This window comes from Streptomyces sp. ICC4 (assembly GCF_003287915.1).
Taxonomy (GTDB): domain Bacteria; phylum Actinomycetota; class Actinomycetes; order Streptomycetales; family Streptomycetaceae; genus Streptomyces; species Streptomyces tritrimontium.
In genome coordinates, this window is record NZ_CP030286.1 from 8093410 (window position 1) to 8110497 (window position 17088).

Genomic DNA, 17088 nt, shown 5'->3' on the forward strand with positions numbered 1-17088 from the left:
CAGCCCCGCTGGGCCCCGTACCGGGGCTCAGAGCCAGTTGAGGTCCCACAGGCGCCAGACGCCCGTGCCGTCCGAGAGGTACTGGGCGCCGGTGACGGCCTCGCGGGACATCACGTAGTCCTTCTTCTGCCAGATCGGCAGCATCGGGACCTGCTGGGCGACCAGCTTCTGCAGGTCGCGGAAGTCGTTCGCCGCGGCGCCGCGGTCCGAGAAGGACTGGGTGCGGGTGATGAGGTCGTCGACGGCCTTGTCGGAGAAGGCGTTGTTCATCGAGGAGTCGGCGCCGACGAGCGGGGCGAGGAAGTTGTCCGCGTCCGGGAAGTCGGCGATCCAGCCGATGGTGTAGGCGTCGAACTCGCCCGCCGCGTAGGCCTTCTGGAAGTCGGCCCACTTCTCGACCGGCTTGATCGTCAGCTGGAAGAGGCCGGTGGACTCCAGCTGCTTCTTGATCTCCTCAGCCTCGGCGACGTTCGCGCCGCGCGTGTTGACCCCGAGGTTGATCGAGACCGGGGCGCTGACCCCGGCGTCCTTGAGCAGCTTCTTCGCCGCGACCCCGTTCGGGGAGGGCCACGCGTCGAAGAACGGCGTGCTGTGGGCGGCGATGCCCGCCGGGACCAGCGAGTACAGCGGGGTGACCGTGCCCTTGTAGACCTCGCCGGCCACCTTGGCCCGGTCCAGGACCGCGGCGACGGCCTGGCGGACGCCGGCCTGGGCCACCGGGGAGCCGGTGCGGAGGTTGAAGACCATGCTGCGGATCTCGGTGCCGCCCGAGGCCTGGTACCGGGTGTCCTTCAGGCCCGGGTTGAGGGCCGCGAGGACGGCCGGCGGCATGTCTCGGTGGGCGACCTCGATGCCGCGGTCGGTCCAGGCCTGGTCGAGCTCCGCGGAGTCCTCGTAGTACCGGACGGTGACCGCGCTCTTGGAGATCTTGCCCTGGCCCTTGTACGAGGAGTTCGGCTTGAGCTCGGCGCTCGCGCCCGCCGTGTACCCGTCGAGGGTGAACGGGCCGGAGCCGTAGACCTTGTCGCCCTCGCGCAGCGCCTTCGCCGGGTACTTGTCCTTGTCCACGATCGAGGCGGCACCCGTCGCGATCTTGAAGGGGAAGGTGGCGTCACCGGCCGACAGGTTGAAGGTGACGGTGCGGCCCTCCGCCTTGACCGACTCCAGGGTGTTGAACAGCGGCGCCGGGCCCTGGTCGGAGTTGATCGCCTTGATGCGGTCGAAGGAGTGCTTGACGTCCTCGGCGGTGATCGCGCGGCCGGAGGAGAACTTCACGTCCGAGCGCAGCTCGCACTGGTAGGTGGTGAGCTTCGTGCCGATGAACTGGCAGGAGGAGGCCGCGTCGGGCACCGGGGTGTCCGAGCCGGTCCGGATCGTCAGCAGCGACTGGTAGACGTTGCTGAACAGGGCCCAGGAGCCCGCGTCGTACGCCCCGGCGGGGTCGAGGGAGGAGACGACGTCGCTCGTGCCGACGCGGATCGCCTTGCCGCCGCCGGCGCCCTGCGGCAGCAACTGCCAGGTGGCGACGCCGGTGACACCGAGGACCAGCCCGGCCGCGATGACTTTCGAGCGGACAGACCGCAGCATCCTTGACTCCACCCCACGTGCCGCACACCGCTGGGCGCGACCAGTTATCCGATTATCGGTCACATCCCATCATGGAAATTCGGCCTCGGGAAGGCCGGTTCACGGCGCTCCCTCGGAGGTTCGGGCGGTTCAGGCCTGATATGAGGCGAGTTCGACGACTGTGATGTCCGACGGTGCTCCGACCCGTACCGGCGGCCCCCAGGCACCGGCCCCGCGCGATACGTAGAGCTGGGTGTCGCCGTAGCGCTCCAGCCCGGCGACGGTCGGGTTGGCGAGGTCGGCGAGGTAGTTGCCGGGCCAGAGCTGGCCGCCGTGGGTGTGGCCGGACAACTGGAGGTCCACGCCGTGGCGGACGGCCTCGTCGATGACGACCGGCTGGTGGGCGAGGAGCACGGAGGTGCGGGAGCGGTCGCGGTCGCCGAGGGCGGCGGCGAAGTCGGGGCCGTGGCCCTCGGCCTCCCCCTGGATGTCGTTGACGCCGGCGAGGTCGAAGTACGGGAGCTCGCGGCGGGCGTTCTCCAGCGGCGTCAGGCCCAGCTCGCGGACGTGGTCGACCCACTGCTGCGCGCCCGAGAAGTACTCGTGGTTGCCGGTGACGAAGTACGAGCCGTGCCGCGCGCGCAGGCCCCGGAGCGGCTCGGCGGCGGGCCCGAGGTCGTGGACGCTGCCGTCCACGAGGTCGCCGACGACGGCGATCAGGTCGGGCTGGGTGCGGTTGATGGTGTCGACGATGCGCAGGGTGTGCGCGTGGCCGAGGACGGGGCCGAGGTGGACGTCGCTGACGACGGCGATGCGGAAGCCGTGCGCCGCGCGGGGCAGTTTGGCGAGGGGGACCTGGACCCGCTTGACGCGCGGCCCGCGCAGGACTCCGTACGCGCCGTACCCGACGGTGCCGACGGCCGCGGCGCCTGCCGCGCCGGCCACGGTCCGCGCGAAGCGGCGCCGGCTGAGCCCGTCGGGTCGGACCCCGGTCGGCCGGGCCTCGGCCAAGTCCGGCCGGGCGGGGGCTTCGGCGGGCGCGGGGACCGGCCCGGGTGACCCGGCCCCGATGGCGGTGGCTGTTATACAAATCTCCGAGCCCACGAGACAGGGAAACCGTCCGCACCGCCTCGGCGGGCCCGGCTGGCCGGCGACCCCGCCGAGGCGGTGCGGACGGCGGTCGCGCTGGCCCGGCACGAGGAGGTCCCGGTCACGGGCGAGCTCCTCGACGGCATGGCCGCGCGCCACGGCCTGGTGGAGACCCGACGGCTGGACCGGGACCTCGCCGCCCGGATCTGCGCGGACGGGGACCCCGCCGTGCGCCGCGGGCTCGCGGGGAACCCGTACCTGGAACCGGAACTGGTGGCCGTTCTCGCCGCGGATCCGGACCACGACGTACGTCACGCCGTGTCGGTGCGGCCCGAGCTGACGGAGGAGCGGCGGGCCGGCCTGCTCGCCGGCCTGGAGCTGAGCGGGATGCGGAGGTCCGTCCCGTGGGTGACGGCCCTGCACGAGGACCCCGAAGCGATGCGGCGGCTCGCCGCTTCGGTCCATCCGGTGCTGCGCGCCGGCGTGGCGACGGCCCGGCGGCTGCCGCCCGATGTCGCGGAGCGCCTCGCCCGGGACGAGGACCGGGTCGTGCGGCTCTTCCTCGCCGAGCACTGCGACGACGCGCCGGCGGCGATGCTGCTGGAGGTCTGGAACTGGTGGACCGGGAGCCTCTCCACGCCCAACCGCCCCTACGGCCACCCGAACTTCCCCGGTCGGGACCTGCTCCGCCACGCCGACGACCCGAACCGGCGGCTGCGCCAGCTCGCGCTGGACGACCCGGACTCGACGCCGGAGCTGGTGGAACGCTTCAGCCGGGACGGGGACGAGGAGGTCCGGGGCCGGTCGGCGACCGACCCCAGGCTGTCCGCGGAGTCGGTGCTGCGGCTGCTCGACGACCCGGACGGGTCCGTCCGCACGCTCGCCGCCCGGCATCCGCGGCTGCCCGCGCCCGCGCTGGCCGGGCTGCTCGGAGCCGAGGAGACGGCGGAGGCGGCGGCGCGGAACCCGGCGCTGCCCGAGGCGGTCATGTGGCGCATGCTGGACTGAGCCGCGGGGCCGCCGGGCTGCCGGGCCCGTTGTGCGGTGGCCCGGCAGCTCCGGTTGCTCCTCGGTCCTTATTCCTTGAAGCCGCCGTACGGGCGGGTGATCAGTTCCATGCCGTGGCCCGACGGGTCCTGGAAGTACACGCCGCGGCCGCCGTCGTTGTGGTTGATCTCGCCGGGGCGCAGACCGTGCGGGTCGGCGAAGTAGGTGAGTTTCGCCCGCTTGATCTTCTCGAAGGCCTCGTCGAACTCGGCCTCGGAGACGAGGAACGCGTAGTGCTGCGCCGTGATGGACTCGGCCGGGATGGTCGCGAAGTCCAGGGTGACGCCGTTGGCGATCTCGACGGGAATGAAGGGGCCCCAGGGGGCTCCGACCTCCAGGTCGAGGAAGTACGCCAGGAACTCGGCCGACTCCCGGTGGTCGTGGGAGTGGATGATCGTGTGGTTCAGCTGAACAGCCATGGGTGAATGCCTCCGAAAGGCATGTCTCGGCACCTCCATGTCTCACCCGGCCGGTGACCGACACGCGATGCCGCGACATGATCCTAAACATCCCTTACGGGTCTGGTCCAGCCCCTTTCGGTGGACCGGGCGGGCTTCACGAGCCGGAACCCCCGTACACCGCCTTCACGTTGTCCTGCGCCGGATGCGTCCGTCCGGCCGGGCCGGCGGCGAAGGCGCGGAGCAGGTTCTCCGTCACGCGCCTGGTCAGGGCGCCCGAGCGCGCGTCGAGGCCGTGGTTGCCGCCGCCGCGGCCGTCACCCGTCGCGTCGAGGGCCTCCACCCAGCGCATGGTCCCGGTCGCGAAGACGGCGGCGCCGCTCGCCGCCGTGTAGTACGCCGTGTCCTGGTGGCTGGGACGGCCGTCGCAGACCACGGGGGAGTGGGCCAGTATCTCGAGGGGACGCGGAGTCGTGAAACCGGTGTTGACCTTGTCGTACTCCACCCCCACCAGATGCGGGAAGCTGTCGCCGGCCTTCGCCCCGGTCCCCTCGAAGAGCCAGTGCCCCGGATTGGTCACGACGTACGGGGCGTCCACCGGGTAGCCGTCGTAGATCACGCCGAGCAGGGAGCTCTCCGGGTCGGCGGCCGGCGGGGAGCGGAAGTCGACGGTCGCCGGGTGGCCGCGTTTGAATCCGGGGTCCTGGTCGTAGGAGGACTTGTAGCAGACCACGGTGCGGTCCGGTCCGAGGTCGGAGGCCTCCAGCCGGATCCGGCGGTAGCAGCAGTTCGCGCCGAGGATCGCGATGTTGGTCCCGGCGTCGCGGGCGGTCGTGAAGTGCGCGCGCTGCTCCGGGGACCAGTACTCGTCGTGCCCCAGGGAGAGCACCGCCGAGGCCCCCTCCAGCAGCCGCTTCTCGCGGGCCACGTCGGTGGTCGTGGTGTACGCCAGGGGTATGCCGAGCTGCTCGGCGAGCGCGAGCAGCGGCGCCTCGTACACGAGGAACAGGCCCGCGCCGTCGTCGTACTCGTAGGGGCGGCCGAAGGTCACGGAGAGCGAGCGCGCGGCGTATCCGCCGCTGGGGCCGTCGTAGCTGCCGTAGCCGCCCCACCGGTTGTACGCCTGCCAGGTCGCCACCGCGTTGACGACGACGGTCCGCCCGGTCGTGGCGGCGGACCGCACGGTGACGGGCACGAACCGCTGGCCCTCGCCGCCCTGCGCGTCGAGCCGCAGCAGGTAGCAGCCCTCGGGCCAGTCCTTGGTCTCGACGGTGGTGCTGCGGGCCCATCGGGTGCGGACCATCCGGGTCGCGGTGTCCACCGTGTGGTCGGGCTGCCGTACGCCGGGCAGGGCCTCGGAGCGCCAGACCAGACGGGCGCGGGCACCGCCGTACCAGCCCATCCGGTAGGCGGAGACGGTGAACCGGGGCGCGGTGGTGGAGACGTGCAGGCCGAAGGACTCGCCGGGCAGGACGCTGACCTTGTCGGCGAAGCCCTCGATGGCCCGCGCCGGACCGGCCTTGGCCACCTGCCAGTCGGCGTTGCCCGGCCGGGCGTTCTCGGCCTTGACGTCGAAGCCGTGCGGCCCGTCCTTGTCCGGCGAGCCGGACGGCTCGGGGCTTTCGCCGGGCCCCGCCCCGTCCGCTCCGTCCGTTCCGTCGGCGGCCCCGCCCGCGCAGCCGGCCACGGCCCCCAGCCCGGCGGCGGTGGCCGCCGCCCCCGTCGCCAGGGCGAGGAACCGCCGCCTGCCCGCGCCTTCGCCGTCCACGGCCATGTGCTCCTGATCCATGGAGGTCACGTTATGTCACCCCGTGGCCCCAGTTTTTTCCGCCCCGCGGGCCGTCCCCGCCTGGATCAGCCGGATCAGCCCGGATCAGCCGGATCAGCCCGGATCAGCCCGGGTCATCCCGGGACGCCACCGCCGCGGAGCGGTGCCGGAGGTCACCCCAGTCGCACCACCACCTCCTGGCCGGCCCCCTCCAGGGCGGTGAGACTGCCGAAGCCGAGCTGCAGCCGCGTCCCCGTGGCCGCCGAGACCACGCTGCCCGGCTGCGAGAGGACTTGGGCGACGGGCCGGTTCCACACCAGGGTCAGTGCCGTCAGCGTGCGCGTCGGATCCGATACGCACACCACCGCCGTGCCGTCTCCGCGCTCGCGCACCGTCACCGAACACGGTGCGCTCGCCTGCACCGCGCCGACCGTCGCGGCCTGCCAGAAGTTGATCCCGGTGAACCCGAGCGAGCCGACCGACACCCCCTGGGCGGTGACGGTGTTGGCGAGCACTGTCAGCCATCCCGTCGCGGCGGCCCGTGCCGAGGTCTGGGCGGCCGTGGCGCCCGGCATCAGCTGGTAGACGTAGCCGCCGCCGACCGGATCCGTGCCGTGGTCGTACCAGAGGGTCAGATAGCGCCGGGTCAGCGCCGTGCCGGACGCACTGCGGTTGATGTCGCTCCACTTGCCGGTGCGGGCCTCCCGCAGCGCCCTGAAGGTCCCCGAACCCGACATCACATACCCGCCGAAGCCCGCCAGGTGGGCCCAGCCGGGCCCGGGAAAGGAGCCGGTCCAGCCCAGGGTGGCCGGCTGGACCGTGCCGCCGACGGTCAGCGCATGGGTGCCGCTCGCGCCCAGGTTCCGGTTGTCGATGACCGAGTCGACCGCCGTGCCGTCGGTGGCGGTGATCCCCGCGCCCAGGCAGACGACCGTGTCGTCGAGGAAGAACCAGGACTTGCGCGCCGTGAGCGTGCTCCCCAGCCCCTTCAGGTGCTGGCCCACCGACGCGAACTCCCCGTCGGTCGTGCCGCCCACCCACGTGGCGTCCGGCCGAGAAGCCCCCCAGGCGCCGCCCGCGCCGTCGGCCAGCGCTTTGCGCGACACGGTGGTGCCCGGCAGTCTGTAGGGGTTCACCGTGGGCCAGAACGCATCCGAGTACTGGCCGTTGCCGTAGGTGGAGCCCCACCAGGAGAGCATGCCGCTGCCGGTGTGCCAGCCGCGCAGGTTCTCGCCGTTGCCCGTCTCGTAGTGGGCGATCCGCTTCGAGGCCATCGACAGCGAAGCCGCCCAGGCCGGCCGCCGGTGCGTGGCCCGGTCCATGGAGGAGAACAGCCGGTGCCCCACCGGCTCGGCCACGGCCGTGACCGAGGCGTCCGCCGAGACCTCGGCGAGCCGGGCCAGGGCGGACAGCGACTGGGTGGTGTCCGCGAGCGGGGCGCTGTAGTAGTCCCGGGCGGTCCACCCCTTCACCAGCCCCCGCCAGCGGGCCCGCTCCGCGCTGCCGGCGCCCTCGCCGAGCAGCAGGATCGCGGCGAGTATGGCGTGCCCGCGGGTGTGGTCGTCCATCTGCACCTGGAGCGGGTCGGCCACTTGGACGCCCCGGCTCGGAGCCCGCCCCGAGACCGCGTCCATGACCAGCCCGTTGAACAGGAACGGCGCCCACGCGTGCTCCACCGCGTCGAAGACGGTCCGCGCCCCGGGATCCGTGACCTCCCAGGCGGTCCCCTTCAACAGACCGAACAGCATGCCCAGTCCGCCGAGCATGACCGACCCGTACGAGCCGGTGTAGGCGACCCAGGAATGCTGGATGAAGGAACCGTCCCGGTAGAGCCCGTCGCCGGTGGTGACGTACGGGAAGACCGGCGAGAGCGCGTCCCGGGCCAGGGCGATCTTCGCGTCGTCCCCGCCGACGACCCCGCGCAGTGCGAGCACCCGGCACAGGTCCACCCGGTTCGCCCCGGTGCTGGTCCCGGTGTACGAGCCGACGGTGGAGTCCGGCACGAAGTGGTCCACGGCGGCGCAGTAGTCGGCGATGCGGGCGGCCGTCAGTCGGCCGTACAACAGGACACAGATGTCGAGCAGCGCCTGGGGTGCGCCGATCTGCCAGCACCACCAGTTTCCGTACCGTGCCCGGGAGGCGTTGTAGACCTGCGCGTGCATGTGGTCCAGCCCGGTCAGCAGGGCTGTGAGCAGCCCGGCGTCCCCGGTGAGCCCGGTGCCGGGCCGGACGTAGGCCTCCGCCATGCCCCGCAGCCGGTAGTAGCTCTGGGCCATCCACTCGGGGTCGGTGGTGAAGACCTGGTCGGGCCAGAGCGAACCGGTGGCCGGGGCCATCGAGGACCGCCACTGGCCGGCCTGCGCGCCCAGCTTCGCCAGCCGGGTACGGAACGGCTCCGCCGTGGCGGAGAACTCGGTACCCAGGACGAGGCCCTGCCACACCGCGCGCATGGCCGCGTGAACCGAGGTCACCGGCCCCGCGCTCGCGGGGAAGGAAGGTGTGCCGAGCAGCACCACACCCCCACCCACCGCCGCGAGGAAGGCGCGGCGGTTCCACACTTCTGTCATCGCAGTCTCCTTTGACTGGAACGCTTCCGGTCCCCGTGGTCCCTGCTCCCCCTGGCTCCGCCCCCTCCTTCTCAGGTGTGTGAGGCCTCGGTGGTGTCCGTGGTGTCGGCGGAGGGGGTGGAGGGGGCGCGCAGCGTCATATGTGATCACCTGTGGGTTTCGTGGCGCGCCGAACGGGCGCGCGGCAGGGCGGAGTCGCCGGGAAGCCGGCGCTGCCGGGTCAGCGTGAGTGGGTGGTGCGCGGGCGCGAGCGGTGGTTGCGGGGACGGGCCTCGCCCGCATGGATGCGGCCCGGTCCGGGGCCGACCAGGCCCGCCCGGAACAGCCCGTGGGTGATCGCCCGGAGCGCGGCGGTCTCCAGCTCGTCCCGGAGCGGACCGTCGCGCAGCAGCGCCCCGGGGCCCAACAGCCCTTCCACGACGTCCAGCGCACCGGCGGCGTCGCCGTGGTCCAGGCGTTCACGGACCTCGGTGAGGCCGTCGGGGCGGCGGTGCGTCTCGTCGATCACCCGCAGGCAGGGCAGCGGTGCGCCGGTCAGCGCGGCCAGCAGCCCCTCCCGCCGGATCTCGTCCGGGCCGTGGTCCAGCGGGACGAGCACCCCGTCGACCTGCCCGATCCGGTGCAGGGCTCCCCGGCACTCCACGAGGCGCGGCCGTCCGGCCCGTTCCCCGCCCGCGGTCGCCCCGGCCGGCGCGAGGTCCGCTACGAGCTCCGGTACGAGCGCGGAGGCGACCAGCGGGTGCAGCCGGTCGGCCCCGATCAGACCGGCACGGATGAGCTCCAGGTCGGGCGGGACCCAGGTCGCCGCGTCGGGCAGGACCGGCAGGGCGGGGACGCCGCGGGTCCCCGAGGGCGCGGCGATCCTCCAGACGGGCGGGCCGTCGCCGCGACCGTCCGCGGAGAGCACCAGGTCCAGCCGGTGGCGGGACCCGACCCGTACGGTGACGGTCCCGGTGGTCCGCCCCTCGGCGCGCAGCAGGATGCCCGCCTCGGCGCACCACCGGTCGACGGCGCATCCGCGCCCGGGGGGCACCAGCCCCAGCGGATCGCGGTCCGGATCCAGGTCCCGGTCCCGGTCCCGGTCCGCCCCGGAGCGGGTCCGCAGCTCGCCGGACCGGTGCGCGTCCCACAAGTGGCGGTGCAGGTCGAGGCGGAACCGCCGGTCGGGACGCGGGTGGGGGTGCGGATGGGCGCCGGTGCCCGACCCGGGACGGGGTCCGTCCCACAGGGTGAGGCTGATCCGCTGCCCGGCGTCCGCCCAGGCCGGCGGGGTCCGGGCCACGAGGTGGACCGGGTGTCCGCCGTCGCCCCCGTGGCCGTCGCCCCCGCCGGCGGCGTACCGGGCCAGGGAGACGGTCAGGCCCGGGCGCAGCAGACCGTCGGGAGCGATCCTCGGCATGTGCCAGCGCAGCAGGTCGGGAGCCAGCCGGCGCAGATCGGCCCGGACGAGGGCCGCGAGTTCACGGCCGTGGGTACGGGTCACGGTACGGAGGTCGAGATCGACGTCGACGCGTGCGGCCGCGCACGCCCCGGCCCAGTCTCCGGCGGAGCGGCGTGCGGTCGAAGTCTCGATCATGGACGGCGGCACGGCGTACTCGCGCACGCGCAGCCAGAGCGGAAGCCGGGAGTCCCCGTTCGCGTTCGAAGTGAGCATCAGCACTCACCTTGCGCGGACGGGACCCCCGATCTGAGGAGGGAGTAAGTGGTCATCGCCGTGACGGTATCGCCCCGCGTCCCGGCCTGCCAGGCATTTTCCCGCGAGGGGTGAACACTCCTTCTCCCGAACGGTGTTCAGCTCGGCGCGGACAGGGCCGTCAGGTAGCCGGAGAGGGCCGCCGCCGTACCGGTGAGGGGGAAGCGGGCGGCCAGGTACCCGTCCGGGCGCACCAGGAAGCCGGTCGGGCCCTCGGGGCGGTAGAGGCGGGCGAACTCACCGGCCGCGTCGAGGTATCCGGGGACGGAGAGGGTCCCGTCCGCGGCCGCCGGGGCCTGCGGCGCGAGGATGGCGACGGTTTCGAGGAAGGGCGCCCGGGGCGGTCGGCCGGAGAGGTCGGTGCCGTCTTCGCGAGCGGCCCGGACCGTGTCGGCGGCCTCGGCGGCCTCTGCGGCCTCGGCCAGGTCCGCGCCGTCGGCCGAGTACAGGAGCGCCACGTGCGCGGTGCGGCCGCGCAGGACGTCGAACAGGCGCCACGGGTACGCGGAGACGTGCCGGGTCAGTCCCGCGCAGTCCGGGGCCCGGTCGCCGGGCTGCGGCGCCGCGGCCGGGCCGTACGGTGCGGCCGCGAGCGGTCCGCCCCGGTAGCCGACGAGCAGTTGGGCCTCGCGGAGCATGACGGTGAGCGGGTCGTCGGGGTCGGCCTCGATGCCGTGCGCCGCGTGCCGGACGGTCCGGCCGACGACCTCCTCGCCGACCGGGCGGCGCTCGGCGTCGTAGCCGGCGAGCAGCGCGGGCCCCGCCTCGCCCCGGACTGCGAGGGCCAGCTTCCAGGCCAGGTTGCAGGCGTCCTGGATGCCGGTGTTCATGCCCTGGGCGCCGGTGGGCGGATGGATGTGGGCGGCGTCCCCCGCGACGAAGACGCGCCCTTCGCCGTAGCGGTCGACGATGCGGTGGCTGATGCGGAAGACGGAGGACCAGCGCATCCGGGAGAGGACGGTGGGCACGGGCGCGAGCCGGTCGGCGACGGCCTGGATGTGGGACAGCTGCGGGACGCGGCCGCCGTCCCCGGTGCCGCCTTCCAGACCGTGCAGCACACCGTCGTCAGGTACGGACGGTGCGGACGACGCGGACGACGTGGGCGGCGCGGATTCCCGGCCCGCCGCCCGCGCGGAGAGCTCGGGCGGGACCAGCATCGACATCCGGTAGCGGCCCTTGCCGGGGAGCGGGATGCAGACCAGCACGTCGTCGGTGGAACCGTCGTCGGCGAGGTGGCTGGACCGGACGCCGTATCCGTACGGCAGGTCCCAGTCGGCCTCGACGTCGGCCAGCATGTACTCCTCGGGGAAGGCGCCGCCCTCGTACGAGAGGCCGAGCCCCTTGCGCACGGTGCTGTGCGCCCCGTCGCAGCCGATGAGGTACCGGGCGCGCAGCTCCTCCTCGGCTCCGGCGGCGGTGCGCAGCAGCGCGGTCACCCCGTCCTCGGTCTGGGTGAACGACAGCAGTTCCGTGCCGCGTTCGACGGCCGTCCCCAGACCGGCGACGTGCTCCTCGAGGATGCGCTCGGTCTCGTACTGGGGCAGCGCCGCGAACAGGTACGGGACTTCGGGCGGCAACGCGACCTCCCACCGGGCCCGTTCCCGACCGTCGACGTAGACCAGCTGGCCGCGCATCGGAACGGCGGCCTCCAGGACGGTGCGGGCCAGGCCCATCCGGTCCCAGACCTCCAGGGTGCGCGGCTGGATGCCGACGGCCTTGGCGTACGGGAGGCGGGCCGCCAGCCGCTCGACGAGACGGCACCGCACGGCGTGCCGGCGCAGTTCCGCCGCCGCGCTCAGTCCGACCGGACCCGCCCCCACGATCAGCACGTCCGTTGTTCGGGTGTGTGCCACAGGTGCCTCCCAGCGCCCGGCCCCGACCGACCCCGCACTCCATGGTCGCCCGGGGGCATGCGCCGGGCCACCCGGGTCAGCGGTGGAGGCGGGGGCAGGACCCGGTCCAAGGCCCGGGGGAGCCGCCAGTTGGCCCGCCCGGTGAGGAACATGACCGAGGGGACCAGCACGAGGCGCACGACCGTCGCGTCGAGGATCACGCTGACCGCGAGCCCCAGCGCGAGCATTTTGACGACGGCGGCCGGCGAGCCCGTGAAGGACAGGAAGACCGCGATCATGATCAGCGCGGCGCAGGAGATGACCCGCCCCGTCAGGGCCAGGCCGCTGCCCACCGCCCGGGTGTTGTCGCGGGTGGGGCGCGCACGACGTTCACCAGGTCTCCGCCGTAGCCGGATCGCCGCGGCCCAGGGACCCGGATTCGGGCCGGGCGCGAACGGGCCGTTCACCGTGGTGATCGACCTGCGGCAGGCCACCGAGCCCGCCCCCCCAGGTCTCCGAGGCGGTCCGCGAGGCCCTCGTCGGGACCCCCGGGGTCGCGGACGTCTCCACGCTCCGGCCCACCGCGGACGGCCGGCTGCTCGTCGCCGCGACGGTGCCCGACCCGACGTGGAAGACGACCTTGCCGCCCGGCGCCGCCGCCGCGGGGCGGATTCGGCGAGCAACTCGGCGGCGACCCCGGACCGGCTGCCCGGCAGGCTGACCTCGTCGCTGTACACCGGACCGACGGCCTGGCGCCCGAGGAACGCGGTCGCGGCGGAGGTGGAGGTGGAGGCGGAGGTGGAGGCGGGAGAGGACCCATGGGGCGTCCAGAGAAAGTGTCAGGACTGACACGACGTACGCAGTAAACTGGCAGGGCTGTCAATTGACATGGGTGACAGATTTATCGGATGCTGGCGCCATGGCCACCCCCCACCAACCGTCCGGGCAGTCGGAGCCGTCCGGGCAGTCAGGGCTGCGCGAGCGCAAGAAGGAGGCGACCCGCCGCGGGCTGCGCGCGGCCGCCGCCCGGCTCTTCGCCGAGCGGGGGTTCATGGGGACGACGGTCGCGGAGATCGCCGCCGAGGTGAACGTCTCCGAGCGCACCTTCTTCCGGTACTTCGAGAACAAGGAAGACGTCCTGCTGCCCGACAGCAGCGAGCTGTTCGGCCGCATCGAGCGGGCCCTGGCCGCCCGTCCGGAACACGAGGGCCCGCTGGAGGCCGCCCAAGGGGCGGTCCTGGACACCGTGGCCTACTTCGCCGCCAGCAGCCTGACCGCGCTCACCCACCCCTTCGACGAGGTCGGCGAACGCGCCAGGGCGCGCCTGACCCAGCAGTTCGCCGAGTTCGAGGGACGGTTCGCCGACCTCGTCCAGCGGCGGCTGCCGGCCGGCACGCCCGACGCCGACCTCCAGGCCGCGGTGATCGCCAATTGCGTGCTCTCCGCGGGCCGGGCCGTCCTGCAGACCCTGCGCAAGCGCAGGAGCGCGGGCCTCGCCGTGGCACCGGGGGCACTCCTGCCCCAGGCCTTCGCCGTACTCTCCCGGATCGGAACCACCGCACAGTGATACGTCGTCGCACCCTCCTGCTGGCTTCGGCCGGCGCGCTCACCCTCGCCGTGGCGGCCGCGGCCGCCGCCGACTCCTACCTGGAGGGCACGGTGGAGCGACGGGTCTCCGAGGCCGTCGCCTGCCGCCTGGACACCGACAAGGGCGTGGACGTCGAGCTGGAGGGACCCCTCGCCGGCCTCGGCGCGCTCACCGGCACGGTCGGCACGGTCCGCGTCACCGCGCAGGGGGTGCGCCACCAGGGAACCGACGTCGACTTCGCCGCGACGCTGCGCGGGGTCTCCACCGACGGGCGCACCGAAGGCGGGAGCGCCACCGCGACCGTGGCCTACGGGCAGCTGGCGGCGAAGATGGGCGATGAGGGCGAGGCCGTGGAGCTGGGCACCGACGGCAGCCACCTCACCGTCACCGGGGGAGCGGGCGGCCTGCCCGTGACGGTGGTGACGAAGCTGTCCACCACCGAGAACAGCGTCACCATCACCCCCGCGACGGTCGGCCTGCTGGGCCGGCAGGTGCCGGTCGAGACCCTGTCCGGGTTCCCCGGCGCCTCCGGGATCGCCGACAAGCTGGCACCGCGCACCGTCGAGATCCCCGACCTGCCCGAAGGGACCCGCTTGACCGGCGCCCACGCGGCCGCCGCCGGCCTCGTACTCGACTTCGCGCTCGCGCCCGGCGCCGCGCCGGACCGTGCTGCCGCCGGATGCGCCGCCGCCTGACGGGACCGTACGGCCGCCCCGCCGCATCGACGACCGCATCAAGGCCCTCGCCGACCTCCCCCACACCCCCCTCTTCTTCGGCCGCCTCGACTACCTGCACGCCCCCGGCGCCGAGCTCGCCGAAGGCGCGGAGGGCGAGCAGTTCTACATCGGTCAGCGGCGTATGACGCCCGCGTCCTCGGCGTATTCACCGAGGACGACGACGCTCACGGCCGCGGCCGCGAAGACCTTGGCGGCGCGCAGGACGCTGCCGACGCCGTGGCGCGGGCGGGAGTCTGAAAGGGCGGTGGCGCCGCTCGGGCGGCCAGCCTGGACCGGGTTGAAGGTTGCGGTGCTCATGTATCCATGGTGCGTTTTCGCCCGGCCCGGCACATCGGCCCCGGGGTTGAACCTCCGGGACGCCCGCCTCCTCCTCACGGCCCATGCCTCCCCCCACGGGCTCTGCCCAAAGGAGGACCCGCCCCGAACAGCACCCGTACGGGGCAACGGAACCAAGGGTCTTTCGACCCCTTTTCACCCCATTTAAGAAAGTGCCGCCACCGCGGGCACCGGCGGCGGCGCCCCGCGCGTTATCCATTCGCGCGCCACGGGCCCGGTGACTAGAATCTCCGCTCTTGCCGCCTCCCGCCGCGTCACCGGGAGAGCCGCCCGCCGGCCGGAAACCGGCGGGGTCCGTCCCGCACCACGCAGTCACCCCAGCAGCTGGAGGCAGTTCCGTGCCCGCGCACGCCCACGTCACCGACCTCGCCGCAGACGCCGACGCCACCACCGCAGCCCCCGCCTCGGCCCCCGCCGCAGCCGCCGACACCGGCCCCCTGGGCCGCGAGCGCGCCCACCTCAGCGCCTCCCGCTCCGCGCTCCGCGCGATGCGCGAGGACGTCGAGGCCCTCGACATCCGCGACGTCACCGCCAACTGGGTCAACGCGATCGTCCTGCAGGCCCAGATCGACGACCGCATCAAGGCCCTCGCCGACCTCTCCCACACCCCCCTCTTCTTCGGCCGCCTCGACTACCTGCACGCCCCCGGCGCCGAGCTCGCCGAAGGCGCGGAGGGCGAGCAGTTCTACATCGGCCGCCGCCACGTCCACGACGCCGGCGGCGACCCCATGGTGATCGACTGGCGCGCGCCCGTCTCCCAGCCCTTCTACCGCGCCTCCAAGGCCGACCCGCAGGACGTCTCGCTGCGCCGCCGCTTCGGCTACACCGGCGGCGAGCTGACCGCGTACGAGGACGAGCACCTCTCCGACCCGGCCGAGGCGGCCGCGACCGTCAGCAAGCTGCTCCAGCAGGAGATCGAGCGCCCGCGCGTCGGCCCCATGCGCGACATCGTCGCCACGATCCAGCCCGAGCAGGACGAGATCGTCCGCTCCGACCTGTCCGGCTCCGTCTGCGTCCAGGGCGGTCCCGGCACCGGCAAGACGGCGGTCGGCCTGCACCGGGTCGCCTACCTCCTCTACGCGCACCGCGACCGGCTCGCCCGTACCGGCACCCTGGTCATCGGGCCGAACCGTTCCTTCCTGCACTACATCGAGCAGGTCCTGCCGGCCCTCGGCGAGCTGGAGGTCAAGCAGGCCACGGTCGACGACCTGGTCGCCCGCGCGGACCTGGAGGTACGCGGTGCGGACGCCGCCGAAACCGCCGTCGTCAAGGGCGACGCCCGGATGGCGCGGGTGCTGCGCCGCGCGGTCCACTCGCACGTGGCGGAGCCGGTCGAGCCGCTGATGGTGGTGCGCGGATCGCGGCGCTGGCGGGTGCCGGCGTACGAGCTCGCGGAGATCGTCGCCGAGCTGCAGAACCGCGACATCCGCTACGGCGCCGCGCGCGACGCGCTGCCGCAGCGGATCGCGCACACGGTCCTCGTACGGATGGAACAGGCGGGCGAGGCCCCGGACGACCGGGTCCAGGACGCGGTGGCGCGCAATCCCGCCGTGAAGGCCGTGGTCAAAGCGGTGTGGCCGCTGGTGGAGCCGGCGAAGCTGGTCCTGCGGCTGCTCTCGGACCCGGAGTTCCTCGCGGAGCACGCGGAGGGGATCCTGTCGCAGGACGAGCAGCGGCTGCTCCTCTGGCCGAAGCCGTACCGCAGCGTGAAGTCGGTGAAGTGGTCGGCGGCGGACCTGGTCCTCATCGACGAGGCCACGGACCTGGTGGAGCGCACGCACTCGCTCGGCCACGTCGTCCTCGACGAGGCGCAGGACCTGTCCCCGATGCAGTACCGGGCGGTCGGGCGCCGCTGCACGACGGGCTCGGCGACGATCCTGGGCGACCTCGCGCAGGGCACGACCCCGTGGGCGACGCGCGGCTGGGACGAGGCGCTGGAGCACCTGGGCAAGCCGGGTGCGGTGCTGGAGGAGCTGACGGCGGGCTTCCGCGTGCCGCGCGAGGTGATCGCCTACGCCTCCCGCCTGCTCCCGTCGATCTCGCCGGGGCTGGCGCCGGTCTCCTCGGTGCGCGAGACGCCGGGCTCGCTGGTGGTGTCGCCGGTCGCGGATCCGACGGCGGCGGCCGTGGACGCCTGCCGGGCCTCGCTCGCGCACGAGGGCTCGATCGGCCTGATCGCGGCGGACGCGCGGATCCCCGAGCTGGCGCAGGCCCTGCTGGCGGCGGACCTGCCGTACCTCTCCCCGGGCGAGGAGACGACGGCCCAGTCCCGGCTCACCCTCGTGCCGGCGTCGCTGGCGAAGGGCCTGGAGTACGACTACGTCGTCCTGGACGAGCCGGCGGCGATCGTCGCGGGCGAGCCGGACGAGCGGACGGGGCTGCGCCGCCTGTACGTCTGCCTCACCCGGGCCGTCTCGGGCCTGACCCTCCTCCACGCGACCCCGCTGCCGGAGGCGCTGGCGTAGCC

Annotated in this window: 12 protein-coding genes and 2 pseudogenes; 5 read left to right on the forward strand and 9 right to left on the reverse strand. The window is 73.7% G+C overall.

Features of this window, described 5'->3' with window-relative positions; translation table 11 throughout:
• Positions 1–27: 27 nt before the first annotated feature.
• The gene (locus DRB89_RS38005; RefSeq protein ID WP_112453158.1) at positions 28–1584 is read right to left on the reverse strand and encodes an ABC transporter substrate-binding protein; all 1557 of its coding nucleotides are present in this window, start codon (positions 1582–1584) and stop codon (positions 28–30) included.
• Positions 1585–1716: 132 nt separating this feature from the next.
• A pseudogene (locus DRB89_RS38010) lies at positions 1717–2538 on the reverse strand (metallophosphoesterase); the annotation flags it as partial.
• 195 nt (positions 2539–2733) lie between these two features.
• On the opposite strand from DRB89_RS38010, the gene DRB89_RS38015 reads away from it, so the two are divergent.
• On the forward strand, positions 2734–3663 hold the full coding sequence (locus DRB89_RS38015; RefSeq protein WP_112463638.1) for a hypothetical protein: 930 nt from the start codon (positions 2734–2736) through the stop codon (positions 3661–3663).
• Between the two features lie 68 nt (positions 3664–3731).
• On the opposite strand, the gene DRB89_RS38020 is transcribed toward DRB89_RS38015, so the two are convergent.
• From DRB89_RS38020 to DRB89_RS45435, 6 genes and pseudogenes are all read right to left on the reverse strand, one after another.
• Complete coding sequence (locus DRB89_RS38020) at positions 3732–4121, reverse strand: VOC family protein (RefSeq protein WP_112452571.1); 390 nt, start codon at positions 4119–4121, stop codon at positions 3732–3734.
• A gap of 136 nt (positions 4122–4257) precedes the next feature.
• A complete protein-coding gene (locus tag DRB89_RS38025) occupies positions 4258–5889 on the reverse strand; it encodes a N,N-dimethylformamidase beta subunit family domain-containing protein (protein WP_239516578.1) in 1632 nt (543 codons plus the stop codon).
• 152 nt (positions 5890–6041) lie between these two features.
• Positions 6042–8435: a polysaccharide lyase 8 family protein gene (locus tag DRB89_RS38030; RefSeq protein WP_112452570.1), complete on the reverse strand. Its 2394-nt coding sequence runs from the start codon at positions 8433–8435 to the stop codon at positions 6042–6044.
• 220 nt (positions 8436–8655) lie between these two features.
• Positions 8656–10089 carry a hypothetical protein gene (locus DRB89_RS38035; protein WP_112452569.1) on the reverse strand — a complete coding sequence of 478 codons (1434 nt, stop codon included), beginning with the start codon at positions 10087–10089 and terminating at the stop codon, positions 8656–8658.
• Positions 10090–10226: 137 nt separating this feature from the next.
• Positions 10227–11981 carry an FAD-dependent monooxygenase gene (locus DRB89_RS38040; RefSeq protein WP_112452568.1) on the reverse strand — a complete coding sequence of 585 codons (1755 nt, stop codon included), beginning with the start codon at positions 11979–11981 and terminating at the stop codon, positions 10227–10229.
• A pseudogene (locus DRB89_RS45435) lies at positions 11951–12328 on the reverse strand (MMPL family transporter); the annotation flags it as partial. The gene DRB89_RS38040 and the pseudogene DRB89_RS45435, both read right to left, overlap by 31 nt.
• Before the next feature lie 259 nt (positions 12329–12587).
• Here DRB89_RS45435 and DRB89_RS43430 point away from each other — a divergent pair.
• The 3 genes from DRB89_RS43430 (at position 12588) to DRB89_RS38055 (ending at position 14243) form a co-directional block, all read left to right on the forward strand.
• Positions 12588–12809: a hypothetical protein gene (locus tag DRB89_RS43430; protein WP_162688413.1), complete on the forward strand. Its 222-nt coding sequence runs from the start codon at positions 12588–12590 to the stop codon at positions 12807–12809.
• A gap of 70 nt (positions 12810–12879) precedes the next feature.
• Complete coding sequence (locus DRB89_RS38050) at positions 12880–13527, forward strand: TetR family transcriptional regulator (RefSeq protein ID WP_112463639.1); 648 nt, start codon at positions 12880–12882, stop codon at positions 13525–13527.
• A complete protein-coding gene (locus DRB89_RS38055; RefSeq protein WP_162688902.1) occupies positions 13524–14243 on the forward strand; it encodes an LmeA family phospholipid-binding protein in 720 nt (239 codons plus the stop codon). Before DRB89_RS38050 ends, DRB89_RS38055 begins: the two co-directional genes overlap by 4 nt.
• A 153-nt stretch (positions 14244–14396) precedes the next feature.
• Here the strand turns inward: DRB89_RS38055 and DRB89_RS38060 are convergent, their stop codons facing one another.
• Positions 14397–14582 (reverse strand): hypothetical protein, encoded by a 186-nt coding sequence (locus DRB89_RS38060; RefSeq protein ID WP_112451815.1) that lies wholly within the window; start codon positions 14580–14582, stop codon positions 14397–14399.
• Between the two features lie 527 nt (positions 14583–15109).
• On the opposite strand from DRB89_RS38060, the gene DRB89_RS38065 reads away from it, so the two are divergent.
• Positions 15110–17086, forward strand: a complete 1977-nt coding sequence (locus DRB89_RS38065; RefSeq protein WP_239516924.1) for an AAA family ATPase — start codon at positions 15110–15112, stop codon at positions 17084–17086.
• Positions 17087–17088 lie beyond the last annotated feature (2 nt).

Bases quoted from the DNA above. Each gene is read 5' to 3' on its own strand.
- DRB89_RS38020 (WP_112452571.1), bottom strand. From the start codon at position 4,121: ATGGCTGTTCAGCTGAACCACACGATCATCCACTCCCACGACCACCGG.
- DRB89_RS38025 (WP_239516578.1), bottom strand. From the start codon at position 5,889: ATGGATCAGGAGCACATGGCCGTGGACGGCGAAGGCGCGGGCAGGCGG.
- DRB89_RS38030 (WP_112452570.1), bottom strand. From the start codon at position 8,435: ATGACAGAAGTGTGGAACCGCCGCGCCTTCCTCGCGGCGGTGGGTGGG.
- DRB89_RS38035 (WP_112452569.1), bottom strand. From the start codon at position 10,089: ATGCTCACTTCGAACGCGAACGGGGACTCCCGGCTTCCGCTCTGGCTG.
- DRB89_RS38050 (WP_112463639.1), top strand. From the start codon at position 12,880: ATGGCCACCCCCCACCAACCGTCCGGGCAGTCGGAGCCGTCCGGGCAG.
- DRB89_RS38060 (WP_112451815.1), bottom strand. From the start codon at position 14,582: ATGAGCACCGCAACCTTCAACCCGGTCCAGGCTGGCCGCCCGAGCGGC.
- DRB89_RS38065 (WP_239516924.1), top strand. From the start codon at position 15,110: ATGCGCGAGGACGTCGAGGCCCTCGACATCCGCGACGTCACCGCCAAC.